The following is a 19149-nucleotide window of genomic DNA, read 5'->3' as shown; positions in this document are numbered from 1 at the left end:
ATGTTACGAACTATCCAAGAGTGGATTATGGTGTTTATTATTGTCGGGCTTATCACGCTCGTTGGAAATTGGATCGGTTATAGTGTTATGCCTGTAAAGGCAATTCCGGGAATAATCGTTTTAATCCTAATCAGCCTTGCGGGACTAGTCCTTGATAAGGTGCTGCCGTTTAAAGTTCCGGCGATTGCCTACATCTCGATTATTGCAATTATTGTATCTATGCCTGGGGTTCCGGGGTCAGAGCAAGTGGTAAAATGGACGACAGACGTAAATTTATTAGCCATTACTACACCAATATTAGCTTATGCGGGGATTGCAATTGGGCGTTCATGGGCAGATTTTGCAAAATTGGGGTGGAGAAGTATTATCGTTGGCATGCTCGTGTTGTTTGGAACTTATTTAGGTTCTGCTGTTATTGCCGAGTTTATATTAAGAATACAGGGGATCATTTAAGTGAGTATTCGTGTAGGACTTATAGGGGTTGAGGACAATTTATCATGGATTAAATCCATAGTGGATGAATACCCCGAATTTCAGTGTTTACCGCTGCTTCATTATTACGACGAAGACGTGATTGAACTTCTTAAAGTACATTCCCATGAAGTAGATTTGTGGCTTTTTTCTGGGATATATCCGTATACGGTTGCAAAAGAATGGGGGCAGATCGATAAGCCGATGTTTTATGTCCCATATACGGGTACAAGTTTATATCGGAGATTATATCAAATCCTTTATCGACATCAATTTGAAGTGGACGAGCTGAGTTTTGATGCCTTAGCGGAAGCGGGATTAAGACAAATCTTTGATGAGTTAGCCGTTCCTTTTCATCAAAATCGTTTGAGTAAAGAATATCATTCTCTTGAAGAAGTAGTTGATCATCACTATCATTTATGGAGCTCCGGTCAAACAAAAGCCGCTGTGACTTGTGCTTGGCAGGTACAAACTGAGCTTGAACGGCTTGGTGTCCCGGTGTTTCGTGTTACCCATACAAAATCAGCGGTTCAGTCGGTGTTAAATATGGCCCTTAGAACATATGAAATGCTGCATTTTAAAAACCGGCAAATTGCCGTTCAAATGTTTGAATTCGATTACTTATCACATTTAACGAAATCAACTTATGCTTCCGATGAGATTTACAACATTGAAATCAATATTACGCAAAGACTGTTAAACTATGCAAAAATGGTACAGGGTTCACTAAAGTCAGTTGGACCGGGCCGGTTTGTTATTTTTACTACCCGCGGCGCACTTTCAGAGATTACCAGAGAGTTTACAGTAATTCCTGAAGCCGCTGAAACAGGGCTGATCACACAAGGCTTGGTAACATGTGGAATCGGAATCGGGCAGTCAGCGTATGATGCAGAAATTCGGGCGGGGAATGCGATGCTTCATGCGCTAGAGCATGGTAAAGGGAATTGGATGGCTGCCTTCGAGGACAAGACGTTCCACGGACCTTTAGGAAAACCCGAGAGTATCTCTTACTCCTATAATTCCAAAGAAATTAAACAGGTGAGCGAAGTAACGTCTTTAAGTCCGGTCACCATAAGCAAGATTTATGCTATTATAAAGAAAATGGACAAGGATGAAATCACAGCCCAGGAGTTGGCCGATCAGCTTCGCATCCTGCCAAGAAGTGCCCGCAGGATATTGACCCAGCTTGAAAAAAAAGGGTTCGCCAAAGAGGTGGGAGAGGAAACACCGCATTTGCGCGGCCGTCCAAGAAAAATATACAGGATTGATTTTAAGATTAGCAAGGTTTGGCAAAAAAATGATATTTAACTTGACAGAAAGTTTCATAAACAGTAATATTACTAACATAAATATTTTAATGACTTCTAAAAAATATAGATTTGCTTTAGCATAAAGTTAATTTAATTGACTAGATGAAAAAGTAAATACCTAAAATGAAGAAGTGAACTTGGAAAATAATGAGGTAGACTGATTAAAGAACCATTTTTGGCTAGTTAATAGTAAACCGACATTTTTTTAAGAATAGTGGACTAGTATGTCCAATATTCCTTAAAGAATGTCGGTTTTTTGTTGTTAAAATTGATGGGAAAGAAAGGAAAGTTCCGAAATGAAGCAAATAAAAAGGAAAAATATTTTCGGAGTTTTGACAGTTTCCATTCATTTATCTCAAGGGAGGGAAGCGTGATGTTCAGTTCCTTGCCAACTGTATTTACGATATTTCTTACACTTTCATTGATTAGTGCATTATGCATGTTATATCCAAGAGTTCCGCTATCTTTCGTTCGTATTCATGTCGGAATTATTTCGTTTCCTCCTATTATCGCTCTTGTTGGTCTATTTACTAATACTGGAAGTATCAGTTTTGGCCCTTTTCTTTATGATTCCTTATCATGGCTGCTGGCGGCGTTTGTCCTAACCATTGGATTAATCGTACAGCGTTACTCTATTCGCTACTTACTTGGCGATTATTCCTATCGAATATATTTTGCGCTGCTGACATTTACTACAATTGCAGATGCACTTGCCTGGCTAAGTGATGACCTTCGCCTTCTTCTAGGCTGCTGGGGGGCAACACTTTTTGGATTGGCATTGCTTATAAGGGTTAATAAAGAATGGCGAGTGGCAAGGAATGCGGCTGTGTTGTCCGGGCGAATGTTTGCCCTTAGCTGGATCCTCTTGTTGGCTGCAATAGGCTGGTTAACATACTTAACAAGTTCTTGGCAGCTGTCATTTATACTTAACCAAAAAGTTTTTTCTCAAATTGATTCTTGGGAGCGAACTGGCATTACTCTTTTGCTAATAGGGGCTGTCATTATTCCAGCAGCACAGTTTCCATTCCAGCGCTGGCTCCTGGATTCGGTCGTTGCACCAACGCCTATTTCCGCCGTTATGCATGCGGGAATTGTCAATGCCGGTGGGATTATGTTGACTCGTTTTGCACCATTTTATGATGGTAACGCAGCGCAGATCATTTTACTGATTCTCTCTAGTATTTCAGTTTTAATTGGCACTGGAATCATGCTGGTTCAGGTTGATTATAAGCGTCAACTGGTAGGTTCTACGATTGCACAAATGGGATTTATGTTGATTCAATGTGCTTTAGGTGCTTATTTGGCAGCGATTATTCACGCCGTGTTACATGGTCTGTTTAAATCTACTTTATTCTTACAGGCAGGATCTGCTGTACCGCACCATGACCCGGTAGATTATTCTTTCCAGCCGCCGTCCGTTCTATGGAGGTTGGCAGGAGGAATTATTGGCATTGTGACCGCCGTTACTTTTTGGCTGTCTGCTCCTGAAGCGGCCTATCAATGGGTCAGCGCACTTATTTTAGGCTGGTCTGTAACGTTAGCGTGGACTCAGCTTGTTGCTTTTGGGTATGGCCGGATTGGACGCATTGCAGGATTGATTCTGCTCGTTGGAGCGGCAATCGGGTACAGCTTGATTCATAGTGCTTTCAGCAGTCTGTTACATGAAACAGTTAACAATGGAATTCCGCCTTCACTTCCCGCGGTATTATTATTTTTCATCATCTTACTGGCAGGAAGTGCTATAGGATATTTATCGGTACACAAACGTACCTCAACATCCTTAGCTGTTATTTACTTATGGTTAGTCCAATTAGGTGAGCCGAAGGAAGATATGGTTGAAAGCCATCCGAAATATTTATCACATTCACTATCCCAAGGAGGTCATTTGAATTGAGTACGGCATTACCATTAACCAGGCCAAACGATTTGGAAAGAAATAATGATTACCTTAGTTTGGATATGAAAGAATTGACAGCGGCAGCAAGCAAGGTCATTGCACCGTTCGGGCCGATTACTACGTTTGCGGCACGTCACCCTTGGGTCGGTTTGGAACACCACACATTTGAGGAAGTGACACGGCAATTCAAAGACACAGTTAATGTAGATTTGCTCCCAAATGATGCCGTACTGCGTTCGGCCTGGGATCAAGGTGAAATAAGTCAAGATAATTTAGATGTAGTGCTTAATTATTGGCTTGATACACAGCCGCTGGATATGCCTCGTGATATTGCGGAACAGTTTTGCAGGAAGGCATTAGGACTTAATCAGTCATTCACTGAACAAACTGCTAACCATGAGTTACAAAGTATGGCAAAGAAACTTAGCCGATTTAAATACCAAATTAGCGAACGTCATGGCGTTCAAACCCTTAGTCAGCGCTTAGAGCAGCATAGCGATAAGAATGTTTTGAAAGAGCTTAACAGTCAATTGATTAAGTGGTGTAAATTGTTCTTGGATGAGTCACAGGCGGTATGGTCCATGCCTAATCGCGAAAAAGGTTTCTATCATGCATGGAGAAGTCTTGCAGGTTTCGACCCTGGTCTTAAAGCTCCTTTACGAAAAGAACTAAAAGAATTGCCGGAAAAGGCGGACGATGCATTAAGAGAAGCGCTGCTGGCACTCGAAATTTCTTTTACTGAAATAAAGGGCTATCTTGAAGCTCATTTGCTGGCCTTACCGGGATGGGCAGGAATGATGCTTTGGCGTTCACAGCAAAGGCCAGACGATCAATCTCTATTAATGGACTATTTGGCTGTTCGACTTTCCATGGAAAGGATTTTGATCAAACCCTATCTGCCAGTACAGGTGCAAAAATACGACGTTCATGTTGAGAAGTTAATTGTCTCCTGGATTCAGTGGGGAGATATGCCTGTTAATGAATGGTCGCAGCTATCTGCGGCTGAAATAAAAGCACGATTGACTCTAGCTTACCGTTTTGATCAAATTCTCCGTAGACGTCTTTGGCTAGAGGCGTGGGAAAAAACATATGAAGACCAATTAAAAAAGACTATAGCATCCGAATGTCATACAGCAGAAATAAGCGAAAAGCCCGCGCTAGTGCAATTTGTCTTTTGCATTGATGTGCGCTCAGAGCCATTTCGCCGCCAACTTGAAAAAACTGGTCCTTTCAAGACCTTTGGAACGGCCGGCTTTTTCGGACTTCCAATCGAAACATGTGAACTGGGCAGTACACATAAACATGACTCTTTACCGGTTATGTTCAAACCGAAATATAAAATAAAAGAATCTTCCTCATCAGAGGTAGTAACTCAATATAAGCAGCGTAAGCAGGCAGTCAATGCACTTGGCAGTACCTTTAAGTCTTTGAAGCACAACCTGCTTGCCAGCCTGGCATTGCCGGAAATCAGCGGTCCATGGCTAAGTCTGCAAACATTCGGACGTACTTTTGTACCTAGGGGTACTGGTACTGCAATAAGAAAGATTCGCGAAAGCTGGCAGCGTAAACCAGCAGCTGAATTGACCCTAGACCACCATCATTACTTAGAATCAGAGCTTCCGGTTGGATTTTCTGAGGGAGAGAAAGTACACTTTGTACGGCAGGCTCTAAATATGATGGGAATAACGGAAGGCTTCTCTCCTTTAGTGGTAATTTGCGGGCATGGAAGTCACAGCACAAATAACCCGTATGCCTCGGCTCTCGACTGTGGTGCTTGCGGTGGAAAATCCAGCGGCTTTAATGCCCGTGTTCTTGCAAACTTATGCAATCAGCAGGAAGTAAGGGAATCGTTAGCTGCGGAGGGGATCGTGATTCCAAAGGATACCGTTTTTGCAGCGGCAGAACATATTACAACTCTTGATGAATTACGGTGGCTGTATGTTCCGGAACTTTCAGCTGCTGCACAAGAGGCACTAGGTCTTGTTAAATCTTTACTGCCAAAGGTTAGTGAGCAGGCAAATACCGAGCGTCTTCTGAAATTACCAAGTCTTGGCTCCAGCACCAAAAATGTAAAAGCAGAGGTTCAAAGGATGGCAGATGACTGGAGTGAGGTACGTCCAGAATGGGGATTGGCGCGCAATGCTGCCTTTATCATCGGGGACCGAGAGATGACGCTAGAGTGTGATTTAGAAGGCAGAGCCTTTTTACAAACTTATCATTGGCATAAGGATCGAAACGGCACATTGCTGGCAAATATTCTTGCGGGACCGGCAACGGTGGCCCAATGGATTAATTTGCAGTATTATGCTTCTACTGTTGCTCCGCATTATTTCGGAAGCGGGAATAAAGCAACACAAACGGTGACATCAGGGATTGGTGTCATGCAAGGGAACTCAAGTGACTTATTAGCTGGCCTGCCTTGGCAGTCAGTCATGCGCTCCGATCAAGAGGCTTATCATGCCCCGCTAAGATTGTTGGTGGTAATCCAAGCGCCAAGTGACTATATCGAGCGAGCGCTCAATCAAGATCGAGCATTTCGGCAAAAGCTGCAAAATGGCTGGATCCGTCTTTCATCCATTGATCCGGAAGGAAACTGGAAAAGCTGGTCTTAATGGCTAATTAGAATATTACAGCCAATTTTTGGCGATAGATGAATGGAACTACTCTTAAGAGAAAGGAGCTTGTTATGGAGAAATCAAAAGGGGCCATGGAAGCTGAGATCAGCAAGGCTTTAACACATTGGGAGAAAAGTTATCTTGGACGCGGTTCCGTCTCTGTAAAATCAGATATTCTAAGAGATATGATTATTGTAATTCTGAAAGGTATCTTAACTCCTGCTGAATATTCACTATGTCAGGATAAAGATGGAATGTTGTCAGTCAAAGAAAATCGGAATAGTTTGGTTGAAAGTGGTATGGAGGACTTAAAGGAAATTATTTTATCCATAACAGGGGTGGAGGTAATTGGTTTTCACACTGATATTAGCACACGGACAGGAGAACGGGTGATGGTCTTTAAACTATCTAGTGATTTGCAAAATAATTGGGGTGAAGATTAATGTCCAAAAATGAAAAGAAAAAAGTGCTGTTTGTATCCGGAATGGGACACAAAAAAGAAGAGTTAATCAAACAAATAGGTGAGCAGAATAACGAAAATATCATCATCATTGAAAGCTATGGATCTGTTATAGCGCCATTTGGTGAGATTATGAGGAATATAATCATTGCTGCTTATCAGGAAAATGTGGATGAAATATTTGTTGCAGCCATAAAAAGTCATCAAAATGATGTGGATGAAACACTTAAGAAAGTATCTGAAAACAAAACTCTACAAGATAAAATTCAAACACTAGATTACCTTTTTAAAAATTGTATGCCTGAATTCCCTGAAAATAATATTAAAGCATGGATAGGAGGAGTCAAGGATTTGTCCAAAGGCGGACAGACCAGTATTGATATCATACGCAATCATCCATTAATGCCATCTCATGTAAAGGTAACAGAATTACTCATAAACGAAGAAAATAATGTACTTTGTTAAAACAAGCGGAAGCCATTAAGGTTTCCGCTTGTTTACTTTCTTTATTCTTTATGTCAAATAGTATTTACTAGATGTAATTATATAAAGTTTCTAGTAAAATAATTACGGGAGTCTAAATATTCTAACTATTAAAAACATAAAATTTTTTTATAGCTAGATTTGAAAGGAGTAACCTTATAATGAAATCAGATGAAAGGGCAAGCGAAGAATCGAGAAGTGACAGCCATTTAATTCAGTTAGCATCTGTGGGACAAATTGCAGCAGGAATTGCTCATGAGGTTAAAAATCCTTTAACGGCAGTGAAAGGGTTTCTACAGCTGCTCAAGCAGGAAGAAAAACACGAATATATTGATATTGCCCAATCTGAATTAGATCACGCTCTTTCAACATTAAATGATTTATTACAGGTTTCAAAGCCGGATTTGGAGGACGAACAGCTTCAAACCATCTATTTATCTGTAGAATTGGAATCAATCTTAAATCTTTTTCAAGATAAATTATATGATATAAAAATCATAACGAATTTTAAAAATACGAATATTGGAATTTTAGGTAAAAAGAATCAATTTAAAAAGGCTTTTTTTAATCTCATTAAAAATGCGATTGAATCAATGAACGGGGAAGGAACTTTAACCATCACCCATGAAGCGATCAATGGGGAACTGATTGTTTCCATTAAAGATACAGGGGTTGGAATTCCTGAGGATAAACGATCATTACTTGGCACTCCTTTTTTTTCAACCAAAGCAGAAGGTACGGGGATGGGGTTGACACAGGTATTTTCAGTCATTTATCAGCATGGCGGTAAGATTGTTGTTGATAGCAAAGAAAATCTAGGAACGACCTTTATAATAAAGCTGGTGCAGCAAAATCAATTAATCCAAAAGGGAGTGAAAAAATTGTTACTACAGTATGAAGAAGGTTGTTCCATAAAGAATTTCTTTTTCAAGAATCGTGAAGCATTTGAAAATACATTGTTAGACGAAGCTATTAATGTAAAAGATAAAATTGATGAAATACATAGAATTGGAAATATTAATCTGTTAAAAAATGCACATAAGCTCGTTTTATTTGTTGTTGAGGAGCAGGTACATGAATTAATTTTGTTTGCTAAGCAGGAAGGGGTTGCATGGGCAAAATATTCCTTAACGCTAGCCTTCAAATTGGAGTGGGTCCAAGCCATTCGCAGGACGCTGTGGGACTTCTTGTATAACTATGATTTGTTAAGTAAGGCTGATAGCGATAGAGAGGCTTTCTTCTATCTGGAAAAAAATATAAATGAATTGATTGACCAGTTTATCAGCTATTTTTTTATCAGCTATTCGAAATACAAGGATGAATTACTAAATCAAGAACGAAAATTAGTTGAAAATCTTTCTGTTCCCATCATTCCGATAAATGATCAAATCTGTATTCTTCCTTTAATAGGTCAACTTGACCAACAGCGGATTAATACGATTCAAAATAAAGTGTTAAATGAAATTGAAATGAACCATATTCAAACTCTAATTGTGGATCTTTCTGGTGTTGCCGACATGGAACAAACTGCATCCAGTAGTTTTATAAAGATAATGGAAGGAATTTCAATGATGGGCTGTAAAGCGATTCTAACCGGATTGCATGCAGAGCTGGTCAAAAGTTTAATATCAGGTGGTACCAGCATCAGTCAGGTGGCAGAATTTAAAGGCACGCTTAAACTTGCATTGAATGATGTGTTTTTTAAGACAGAGTTAGTTTGATTTCATATAAGATAAAAAAAGCTGCTTGGATCCTTGGATCCAGCAGCTTTTTTATTGTTTATTTGACAGTTCACAAATTTGTCATTTTTCATTTTCAAGGTAAAATCCCTATTTTTTCTTATATTACAAAAATAAAAGAAGCTGTTTTTAAGTTAAAAACAGTGATAACAAGGCTTTTTAGGATAAATAAGGGATATTCTTTTACTGGTTGAGACTAAAGTTCAGTTTTTGTAATAGCCAAAAGTTTATTTGTAATTGTGATTCAGTTCACTTCTTTGAGAATGATTCTTAACTATTATGAAAGTAAGAAATGAGACCAATATAAGGGGGTAAATCAAAATGGGAGCTTCAAAAGTTCACAACCACAAAAAAACAAGTGGAGAAAAAGAATTACCAAGAACAGGAACATGGATTTCCCTGGGCGTGGTTGCAGCAGTTATTCTTTTTACGTATTTAGTGTTATACGGATTATATATGGGGAGAGTTTAGGGGGGATAAGAAATGAAGATGCACAAAGATGAAAAGATATGGCTTGCCTTAAGCTTCGGTCTTATGATGATTTTCATGTTAATCACGGGCTATCAGGCTATTGCGGAAGGTATGGAACCACCGAGTAATACTGATATCATTGATCCGCAAAAAGTCGATCAAACGGCGCCATTTGATAAGCCAGGGATTAAGCAGATCGGTGATAAGGAATATGAAGTTGTAATGACATTGCAAGTATTTAGCTTTAATCCAGGTAATATTGAGGTTCCAGCTGGATCCACAGTACATTTTATCTTAACTTCAAAAGATGTTGTCCACGGTTTTGAAATTGCTGAAACCAATGCTAACGCCATGGTAACACCAGGTTATATCCAAAAAGTTACCCAGAAGTTTGATAAACCGGGAAGTTATTTAGTTCTATGTAATGAATATTGCGGTGCCGGCCACCAAGCCATGAGCACCACAATTACTGTTAAGTAAGGGGGGAAAGGCTAATGGAAACGGCACTAAATCAAACGTTCAAAACAAAAGCAACTAAATTGCTAGGAGTTAATAAACAAGACGCAAAAATTTCGAAAACATATTTATTTGTATCATTTGTCATATTGTTAGTTGGTGGTTTTTTAGGGTTAGCACAAGGATTAAACCGTGCGGGTCTTCTAGAACTGCCATCTTGGTTAAACTATTATCAAATTCTAACTATGCACGGCGTGTTCATGCTTCTTGCCTTTACAACTTTCTTCACATTTGGTTATCTCTATGCAGGACTTTCACATGAACTGGGAGGTTTACTTCCAAAGGTTAGAAAGATTGTCTGGACTGCGTTTGCATCCAAGATTATTGGTGCAGTATTGGTTGTGATTCCAATCCTTATGAATGAAGCATCAGTAATGTACACTTTTTATCCGCCTTTGAAAGCACACCCGATGTTTTATATCGGTTTAGTATTTTTCGCAGTAGGTATGTGGCTGTGCAACGTTGGGGCATTTATCCAAGTAGCCAATTGGCGGAAAAATAACAAAGGAAAGCATGTTCCGATTTTTTCCTACTTTGCGACTGGCATTAATGTTCTAATGTTTTTTGCACTTATTCCTGTAGCAGTCGAAGTTATCTATCTTATTCCTTGGTCTTTTGGCTGGGTTAAGACAGTCAATGTTATGGTTTCTCGTACGTTATTCTGGGCGTTTGGACATACGCTTGTTAATATCTGGTATTTAACAGCTACTTCTGCATGGTATGTCATTGCACCGAAATTAATCGGCGGCAGACGATGGAGCGATACATTAACCCGCGTCGTTATTATTGCCCTGGTGATCATGAACATTACCGGTGGATTCCATCACCAAATCATTGACCCAGGTATTTCACTACCAGTTAAAATGATGCACGTATTTATGAGTTTAGCAATTGGTTTCCCATCACTAATGACAGCATTTGCATTGTTTGCCGTATTTGAAAAAACTGCAAGAAAGCAAGGCGGCAAAGGACTTATCGGCTGGTATAAAAAAATGCCATGGGGTGATGTTCGTTTCCTAGCAGTATTTATCGGAATGGCTTCCTTTATTCCAGCAGGTGCCGGTGGTATTGCCCAAACAACCAACCAGTTAGACACGGTTGTGCATAACACAATGTGGATTGTCGGTCACTTCCACTTAACACTTGGTGTGACTGTCGCATTGACATTCTTTGGTATTAGTTATTGGTTAGTTCCATATATTTCAGGACGTATTCTAACACCACAAATCAATAAATTAGGTGTCATTCAAACTTGGATCTGGACAATAGGCATGATCTTTATGTCTGGCGCAATGCATACAGCCGGATTATTTGGATCACCACGTAGAACTTCATATACAACATATGGCGATCATGCAACAGCATTAGGCTGGGACCCATATATGATGTGTCTAGCTATCGGCGGAACATTACTAATCGTTGGTATTATTCTCCAAGTGTATGCAGTGATTAACATGATGTTCTTCGCACCAAAAGGGGAAACAGAATTCCCAATTGCGGAAGCAGAAGAAAATGCATCTCCAACTCCTTACTGGACAGAGCGCTGGGGAATATGGATTATTGTTATGCTAATCGTTGTAGCGATGGCATATGTCGTTCCATTAACAGAGTTTATTGTGAATGGACCTCCAGGATCTCCAGGATTTAAAACTTGGTAAAAAAAACGAGCCGGCGAGAAGGCTGTCCTTTAGCCTTCTTGACGGATTGGCTTGTGACCTCGAGCCCCTAGGCGCTGGAGCTGGACAAATAGAAAGTATAATTCCTTGAAAAAAGAGATAGCTCGTTCGATAGGGCTATCTCTTTATGCTAAATTAGGCAGGATGTGATCATAATGATCAAAAAAAATTGGCAAACCACATTAGCAAGCATCATAGTTATTATATTTGGCTTTAGTCTATTCTTTTTTGGAACAGATGGTTTTACTGCCTATACGGCAGAAAAAGCAAGAGTTAACAAATTAATGCAAGATCAACCAAAATTCCCGAATGTAACCTTTGAAGACAGCAAAGGAAGGGAATATTCAATTTCTGAATTTGAAAATAAATATGTATTCATTACATTTTTATATACGTCCTGTACAACGGTTTGCCCGCAGCTTGAGATGAATATGTCACAGGTTTATAAAAACATACCAAAAAAATATATGGGTAAAGATATTGCCTTCTTAAGTATCAGTTTTGATCCAGATCGGGATACACCGGCGACATTGGAAAAATATCGAACTTATTTTCATAGTGACGGGGAAACTTGGAGAATGGCTAGAATTCCGAACCAAAAGGAATTAGATTCCTTGCTAAAAGCATTTGGAGTTATTGTTATTCCTGACAAAAATGGAACATTTGCCCATAATTCTGCCTTTTACTTAGTAGATAATAAAGGCACCTTAGTGGATGTCTTAGATTATAAGAAACCGGATGAAGCAGCTAAAACAATTATCAACATTCTTAATAAGGAAGAAGGGGAGTAATCATGACGCAATTATTAGTAGGCTTAATTATGATTATTTTCCTGGCACTCCCGCCGGTTGCGAAGATAATGGAATCCGTCATGATTATTCATATGCACATGCAAATGCCTATGCTCATTATTGCCGGATTTCTAATTGCAAAAGTTTTTCAAGAACGGTTTCCCGGCTTTTTTGATAAATGGAATCGAAATGGATTGCCTGGTATCATGTTGTTTATCATCATCGTTTCCTTTTGGACTCTGCCGCGAACAATGGACGAAGCATTAAATGAACAAAGTATGGAAGTTTTTAAATTTATCAGCTTACCGTTATTAGCCGGAATTCCCCTAAGGGATAGCTGGAAACGGCTTGAAAAGCTGGGCAGGAACATTGTTGTCATTCTATTTACCATTTTGTTTTTTGCCATGGGGTGGTTATATGTTGATGCACCTGTACAGCTGTGCAATAACTACCTCGTGATCGATCAAATCATCCTCGGGTGGGGATTTCTAACTACCGCAATTTGCTTTGTGATTTACCTTGGTTATGTTTTCTTCGTCGATCCTTCGAAGTATGAATAAAGGTGTCAGGCACCATGTGAAAAATTCACATGGTGCCTGACACCTTTCTGTATACGCCGTTTGCAAAATCTTTATATGGTGTATGAGGCATAGCTTTAAAATTCTCTACAGCCTCTTTTGCCGATTCCAAGGCATCGCTTATATTGCCTAGTTCGATTTGACATAGCGCATTATAGGAATCTTTGATATAAAATAATGATAGATCATACGGGTGGTGGGCATAGGCTGGTACTTCTACTTTCTTCAGGCAATCCAGCGCTTCTTCATAGCGTCCCAGCCCATATAAGGATTTTCCCTTTTCAAGAAGGAACCAACATCTGTAGGCCTTATCTATTTTTAGGTCTGCCAAATACTTGTCACAGATTTCAAGTGCCTTAGTAAATTCCTGTTCTTCCGAGTTGAGTGAAAAGGCATGAAACAGGTCATAAAAAATAATCGCCTGCTGATCCTCGGCAAAATCCCCGTATTGCTTTAATTTAGAGACATAATGCTCCTGTAGTTCCTTATCTCCAATCATCAACCCATGTGCCGCAGCAAGCCGGTATAAATCATCAATACGGTAAAAAATCCGGTGCTCCTTCGAAAATTGAATCGCATTTTGCATCACAACAGCTGCTGAATCTGAATCTCCGACGGCAAAATGGAGTATTGCTTCATTATAATCTAAGTCAACCCTTGTCATCGGGTCAATGAAATGGTGGTTCGTTTCAATTTGATTCCGTTCCCGTAACAATATCGTTAAGGCTTCTGCATAGTCATGTACAACAAATTTTTCCATTGCCCAAAAGATACCAATACTTGCCCGCTTAGCGGTAAGCTTCATCTCATCGTACATATCTGCGGACTTTTTCGACATCTCCTGCCAGCCGTCTTGTTTTTCTTGATAAAGACTACGGCTGTATATTTCCAATAATCGTGCAGATTCATATCCTTGGGAAAGATTTTCAAGGTAAGGTTCAATCAAAGCAAGCAGCTGTTTATATTTATCGGACTTTTCCCCAAGTGCAGTTTCTTTATTATAAAGCTTCTCAGCTTCATCGAGAACCTCACGTAATTTCTTGGAGCTTATATCTTCTAAAAGCTCGCTTACTTCCACACCCAATCTACCGGCAATATAGACTAAGCTCTCCATCGAAGGATTTGCCTTATTATTTTCAATAAGGCTGAGCATTCCCTTTGTCAGTTCATCCCCGGCCAAAGCTTCAAGAGTCATTTTTTGTTGTTTTCGAAATTCCCGTATTCGTTCACCTAACATGTAAAAAGATTCACCTCTAGACGAATTTATCAATTAGTTTAATTATATTAAACTTTATCTTGAAAAGGAAGAAAACGGCATGATATAATTTGTTTAATTAAATTAAACTTTTAGGTGGGGTTATGTATGAACGAAGCATTAAAATTGAAAAAGGCCACATACCATCTTTGGACATTCACGATTAGTAAGCTGATTTCAGCTTTTGGAGCACAGGTATATGCATTTGCGATTAGTTTTTATATTTTACAAGCAACGGGGTCGGCGACGAGTTTTGCTGCAAACTTGATTTGCAATATTTTGCCTCGGACCATTGCCGCGCCGTTTGCTGGTTATTTTATCGATAATTATTCGCGGAAAAAAATCGTTATTTTTTCACAAATTGCCACGACTTTAGCAATTGGGAGTCTGCTTATCTTTAGTATTACATCAGGGTTATCCTTAGCCGCCATTTACACTACCTCTTGCGTTCTATCCCTTACATCCATGTTTTCCGGTGTCGCTTTTTCCTCATCTATAACCGGGCTTGTCGATCAAAATCGGATTCAAAAAGCAATGTCCCTTAATCAAATGTCGATTTCATTTGCATCAATTGGAAGCCCTGCTGTTGGCGGGTTATTGTATGGTGCTGTGTCTATGCCCACATTCCTTATCCTGTACATGACAGCATCCATTCTAGCAGTTTTGTTGGAAATGACGATGAATTTTAGCCTGTTTAGCAGCCGAAATCCAGAGGAAGACATAAAGGAGCCGATGTGGCAAAGCATGAGATCTGGAATCGCCTATATAAAAACACAGTCGCTGCTTATGACCGTCATTTGGATTGCGCTCTTAATAAACTTTTTCTTTGGTGCCTATCAGGTTGGCTACTCGTTTATTCTGATTGAAAAATTGAAAATAGCCTCTAAGCAGTTTGGTTTGACAGAAGGAGCTTTTGCTGCAGGTATGCTGCTGCTATCGATTTATTTCACTGTTCGAAAGGAGGTTAAATCTCCATTGAAGGTATCCAAGTGGGGGATTATAGGAATGGGTGTGATTATGGCCGCGATTGTTTTGCCATTAATTCTAACTTTTCAACATAATTTGATATTTGGTTATTACATCATACTGCAGCTTGGTTTAGGAACAATGTCGACGATAACCAATACACCTATCATGGTAATTTTACAAAAACAAATCGATGACCGTTATAAAGGGCGGGTATTTTCCATTTTAGAAACGATGGCGATGGCTTTAATGCCTCTTGGAATGGTATTATACGGCTTCTTATATGATGTGTTTCCGGCCCATTGGATTATGATTGTCTCATCATTCTTATTCGTTAGCGTTATACTTGTCTTGGCAAGGCCATCGGTGATTCGGAGAGTTCATCCAGAAATGAATAATAAGAATGCTGTTATGATGAAAAAAGTTCCATCAAGTGTTTGATTTTTGTCGTGTACTGATTTGATTATTTCTTATAATAGAGGTAATTGGGAAAGAAGGAGCGGATGTGCAATGTATGCAGCAGGTCAAAAGGAAATGCAGCAAATGGACCAGTATACAATGGAGCGTCTTGGATTACCCGGTGTTGTTTTAATGGAAAATGCCGGGGGAAGAGTAGTAGAGGAAATATTATCCTGTACCTCTTGTAAAAATCCCAAAGTGGTAGTACTTGCAGGCGGGGGGAATAATGGCGGCGACGGCTTTGTCATCGCCCGCAGGCTGGTTGATTTGGGACTGAAGCCGTTGCTTTGTTTGATGGTGAATCCCGAACGGCTTAAGGGTGATGCAAAGATCCATTTCGATGTTTACGTAAATCGGGGGCTGCCGGTTTTTTATCTGCAAGAAAATACGATGACCGCGTTTCAAGTAGAATTAGAGCAGTCCGACATTATTGTGGATGCCATTTTAGGTACAGGTGTAAACGGCCCGGTAAGACCGCCGCTTGATTTGGTCATTTCACTTGTAAATGAATATAAGGGTAGTAAATTAATCATTTCGGTTGATATTCCTTCAGGTGTTTCAAGTGATACTGGAAAAGTTGTGGGAGCTGCGATTAAGGCAGACAAAACGGTGACATTTGTTTTTCCGAAAAAAGGTTTTTTCCTGAAGGATGGTCCGCGGTATGTTGGAGAATGGAAAGCAGTCGATATTTCTGTTCCGCCCTCAATTGTGCCGGATTTGGGCTTAAAGCTGCCCAATGTCATAACGGAAAAACTGGCGAGGGCGGCGGTTCCGTATAGACCGCAGGATGGTCATAAGGGAACATTTGGTCATACGCTCGTTCTTGGGGGATCACGTCATTTTGTCGGGGCGCCGATTTTTGCGGCAAAAGCAGCTTTACATTCGGGGGCAGGTCTGGTTACCTTGGCGATTCCCGAAAGTATTTATCCTATGGCTGCAGCCCAAAGCCCGGAATCATTATTTTTGCCATTGAGGGAGATTAATGGGCATTTTTCCCAAACTGGTCTTCATGAATTGTTAGAGCGGCTGACACAGTTTAATAGTATTGCGGTTGGCCCGGGGATGGGACGGTTTTCCGGCGGGGAAAAGTGGCTCAGAGGATTGATGGGAGAGTTGACAAATCAGTCATTGGTGGTTGATGCGGATGCGCTTTATTTACTGCGAAATGAACTGGATATTGTCCGCCAATATAATGGAAATGTGATTTTTACACCGCATCCTGGAGAAATGGCTCGGCTGTTGAATTGTACGGTAAGTGAAGTTGAAGCGGACCGGCTCGGGATTGCTAAAAATTTCGCCGAAGAAAATTCTTTATTTTTGTTATTGAAAGGGCATCGATCAGTTATCGCTACTCCGGATGGTGAGGTTTTTATCAACCCGTTTGGTCATGATGCTTTGGGTAAGGGCGGCAGCGGAGATGTGCTGACAGGCTTAATTGCCTCTTTTTTAGCGCAGGGTGCCGGTGCTTTGAACGCTCTTGTCGCGGCAAGCTACCTTCATGCAAGAGCGGGGGAAGAAAAGGCGAAAAGCTTATCCCATTATGGGGTGACCCCGCTGGATCTAATTGACGGGACAAGAGAACAGTTAAATATGATTATTTAGGGAGGAGCCTGCTATGCATGGGCTGCTCTTCTTTTATGAGGACACTAAAGGATTCTCATAAACATTTCATGAGGACATATTGGGCTGTAGGAACCAGGTTGGAGTTCTCATCAACGCTTCATGAGGACATAGTGGGCTGTAGGAACCAGGTTGGAGTTCTCATCAACGCTTCATGAGGACATATTGGACTGTCGGAACCGGGTTGGAGTTCTCATAAACACTTCATGAGGACATAGTGGGCTGTCGGAACCTGGTTGGAGTTCTCCTCAACGCTTCATGAGGACATATTGGGCTGTCGGAACCTGGTTGGAGTTCTCATCAACGCTTCATGAGGACATAGTGGACTGTCGGAACCTGGTTTAAGTTCCCATGACAAGCGTACGAGAGCAAAGAGGAACCCTTGCCCCAACAATGATTATTAAAAAAAACTAACCTATTGGCCCGCTCTTTATCTAGTAATTTGGTATTTTTTGCAGGAATGCCCAGCCTAGCGCCGTATTACTACCATATGCTTGAAAAACTTTTTAAAAAAGGAGTATGGTCAAGATGTTTCCAATTGAAGAAGTACGCCGGCAATTTCCGGCAATGGCCCGCAAGTATAACGGGAAGCAAGCCATCTATCTGGATGGGCCTGGAGGCTCGCAGGTAGCAATGCCCGTGATTGAGGCAATGGTTTCGTATATGTCTGATGGTGGAGCAAATTTGCACGGGGAATTCCCAACAAGCAAGGAGACAGAACAGCATATTGAAAATGCGAGAAGAGCAGCAGCTGACCTAGTTGGTGCCAAAACAAACGAAGTGGCCTTTGGTCAAAATTCAACTTCCTTAATGTTTGCTGTTTCGCGTGCTTTGAAAAAAACATGGACGAGCGGTGATAATATTGTGGTATCCGAAATCGACCATCGCTCCAATGTGGATTCATGGGCGACTGCGGCCGATGATGCTGGGGTTGAAATCCGCTTTATTCCTGTTGACCCGGAAACATTGACATTGGATTTATCCAACCTAAATAGGCTCATTAACGAGAATACAAAGCTCGTCTCGGTTACACTTGCTTCCAATGCTGTCGGAACAATTACAGATATAGAGACTATTTCAAAACGGGCACATGAAGTCGGGGCTATGCTTGCTGTTGATGCCGTTCATGCTGTCCCTCATTTTCGGGTCAACCGTGATCAAATTGGAGCAGATTTACTATTTTGTTCAGCATATAAATTTTTCGGACCGCATCTTGGCATTGCGGTCATCAAGGAAGAAGTTTTTGAAAAATTATCTGTTTATAAACTACAGCCGGCACCAACGTATATCCCTGACAAACTAGAAACAGGCACACAGAACCATGAAGCAATCGCCGCGCTGGAAGCGGGAATTAACTTTATTGCCAGTTTAGGAATGGGGGCGACCCGCAGGGGAAAAATCGAAAGCGCTTATGCAAGAATGGAAGAATACGAAAATAAACTTGCGAGGAAACTGCGAGCTGCGCTGAAAAATATTCCCGAGGTAACGTTATACCAAGCGCCTGAATCCGTTGCGAAGACTCCAACAATTGCCTTTACGATTAATGGTGCCAATCCGGTAGAAGTCTGCAGTTGGCTTGCTGAAAACTATGCAATTTTCATTGCGAGCGGGGATTTCTATGCGTCAACACTTGCAGAAAAACTGGCGATCAAAGAAACAGGCGGTTGGATTCGCGCAGGCTTTGCTCCATATAATACGGAAGAAGAAATAGAACTGGTTACCGAAGCAATCAAAGCCTATATAAAGTCTCTTAAAGTAGTAAATAAATAATATCCTAAACCGGAGCAGCCAATGGGATGCTTCGGTTTTTTAAAAGCACTAGAAAAGCAGTCAATTGATGGA

General features: G+C 40.6%; 16 protein-coding genes. 15 read left to right on the top strand and 1 reads right to left on the bottom strand.

From position 1 onward, the window contains the following. The 12 genes from IE222_RS18655 (at window position 1) to IE222_RS18600 (ending at window position 12989) form a co-directional block, all read left to right on the top strand. The gene (locus IE222_RS18655; RefSeq protein WP_191275448.1) at window positions 1-453 is read left to right on the top strand and encodes a hypothetical protein; all 453 of its coding nucleotides are present in this window, start codon (window positions 1-3) and stop codon (window positions 451-453) included. Beyond that, entirely contained in the window at window positions 454-1779 is a 1326-nt protein-coding gene (locus IE222_RS18650; RefSeq protein WP_191275447.1) for a helix-turn-helix domain-containing protein, read from the top strand. 375 nt (window positions 1780-2154) lie between these two features. After that, window positions 2155-3675 carry an NADH dehydrogenase subunit 5 gene (locus IE222_RS18645; protein WP_191275445.1) on the top strand — a complete coding sequence of 507 codons (1521 nt, stop codon included), beginning with the start codon at window positions 2155-2157 and terminating at the stop codon, window positions 3673-3675. Next, window positions 3672-6290 carry a DUF2309 domain-containing protein gene (locus tag IE222_RS18640; protein WP_223282802.1) on the top strand — a complete coding sequence of 873 codons (2619 nt, stop codon included), beginning with the start codon at window positions 3672-3674 and terminating at the stop codon, window positions 6288-6290. Before IE222_RS18645 ends, IE222_RS18640 begins: the two co-directional genes overlap by 4 nt. A 74-nt stretch (window positions 6291-6364) precedes the next feature. Next, window positions 6365-6736 carry a Na-translocating system protein MpsC family protein gene (locus IE222_RS18635; RefSeq protein ID WP_191275443.1) on the top strand — a complete coding sequence of 124 codons (372 nt, stop codon included), beginning with the start codon at window positions 6365-6367 and terminating at the stop codon, window positions 6734-6736. Then, window positions 6736-7218 (top strand): carbonic anhydrase, encoded by a 483-nt coding sequence (locus IE222_RS18630; protein WP_191275441.1) that lies wholly within the window; start codon window positions 6736-6738, stop codon window positions 7216-7218. The genes IE222_RS18635 and IE222_RS18630 overlap by 1 nt, the downstream gene beginning before the upstream one ends. 179 nt (window positions 7219-7397) lie before the next feature. Beyond that, window positions 7398-8957: an ATP-binding protein gene (locus IE222_RS18625; RefSeq protein WP_191275439.1), complete on the top strand. Its 1560-nt coding sequence runs from the start codon at window positions 7398-7400 to the stop codon at window positions 8955-8957. Between the two features lie 339 nt (window positions 8958-9296). Beyond that, window positions 9297-9446: a hypothetical protein gene (locus tag IE222_RS18620; protein ID WP_191275437.1), complete on the top strand. Its 150-nt coding sequence runs from the start codon at window positions 9297-9299 to the stop codon at window positions 9444-9446. Window positions 9447-9458: 12 nt separating this feature from the next. After that, window positions 9459-9926 carry a cytochrome c oxidase subunit II gene (locus IE222_RS18615; RefSeq protein ID WP_191275435.1) on the top strand — a complete coding sequence of 156 codons (468 nt, stop codon included), beginning with the start codon at window positions 9459-9461 and terminating at the stop codon, window positions 9924-9926. A 14-nt stretch (window positions 9927-9940) separates the two neighbouring features. After that, entirely contained in the window at window positions 9941-11620 is a 1680-nt protein-coding gene (locus tag IE222_RS18610; protein WP_191275433.1) for a cbb3-type cytochrome c oxidase subunit I, read from the top strand. Window positions 11621-11793: 173 nt separating this feature from the next. Further along, entirely contained in the window at window positions 11794-12429 is a 636-nt protein-coding gene (locus tag IE222_RS18605) for an SCO family protein (protein ID WP_191275431.1), read from the top strand. A gap of 2 nt (window positions 12430-12431) precedes the next feature. Beyond that, entirely contained in the window at window positions 12432-12989 is a 558-nt protein-coding gene (locus tag IE222_RS18600; RefSeq protein ID WP_191275429.1) for a hypothetical protein, read from the top strand. 25 nt (window positions 12990-13014) lie between these two features. Here IE222_RS18600 and IE222_RS18595 read toward each other — a convergent pair whose 3' ends face one another. Beyond that, window positions 13015-14244 carry a helix-turn-helix transcriptional regulator gene (locus IE222_RS18595; RefSeq protein ID WP_191275427.1) on the bottom strand — a complete coding sequence of 410 codons (1230 nt, stop codon included), beginning with the start codon at window positions 14242-14244 and terminating at the stop codon, window positions 13015-13017. A gap of 126 nt (window positions 14245-14370) precedes the next feature. On the opposite strand from IE222_RS18595, the gene IE222_RS18590 reads away from it, so the two are divergent. The 3 genes from IE222_RS18590 (at window position 14371) to IE222_RS18580 (ending at window position 19077) form a co-directional block, all read left to right on the top strand. After that, window positions 14371-15669 carry an MFS transporter gene (locus IE222_RS18590; RefSeq protein WP_191275425.1) on the top strand — a complete coding sequence of 433 codons (1299 nt, stop codon included), beginning with the start codon at window positions 14371-14373 and terminating at the stop codon, window positions 15667-15669. A gap of 69 nt (window positions 15670-15738) precedes the next feature. Further along, window positions 15739-17289, top strand: a complete 1551-nt coding sequence (locus IE222_RS18585; protein ID WP_191275423.1) for an NAD(P)H-hydrate dehydratase — start codon at window positions 15739-15741, stop codon at window positions 17287-17289. A gap of 546 nt (window positions 17290-17835) precedes the next feature. Next, on the top strand, window positions 17836-19077 hold the full coding sequence (locus IE222_RS18580; protein ID WP_223282801.1) for a cysteine desulfurase-like protein: 1242 nt from the start codon (window positions 17836-17838) through the stop codon (window positions 19075-19077). Window positions 19078-19149: the final 72 nt, after the last annotated feature.

This window comes from Neobacillus kokaensis (genome assembly GCF_014656545.1).
GTDB classification, from domain to species: domain Bacteria; phylum Bacillota; class Bacilli; order Bacillales; family Cytobacillaceae; genus Neobacillus; species Neobacillus kokaensis.
This window is presented reverse-complemented; position numbering and strand designations above follow the sequence as displayed.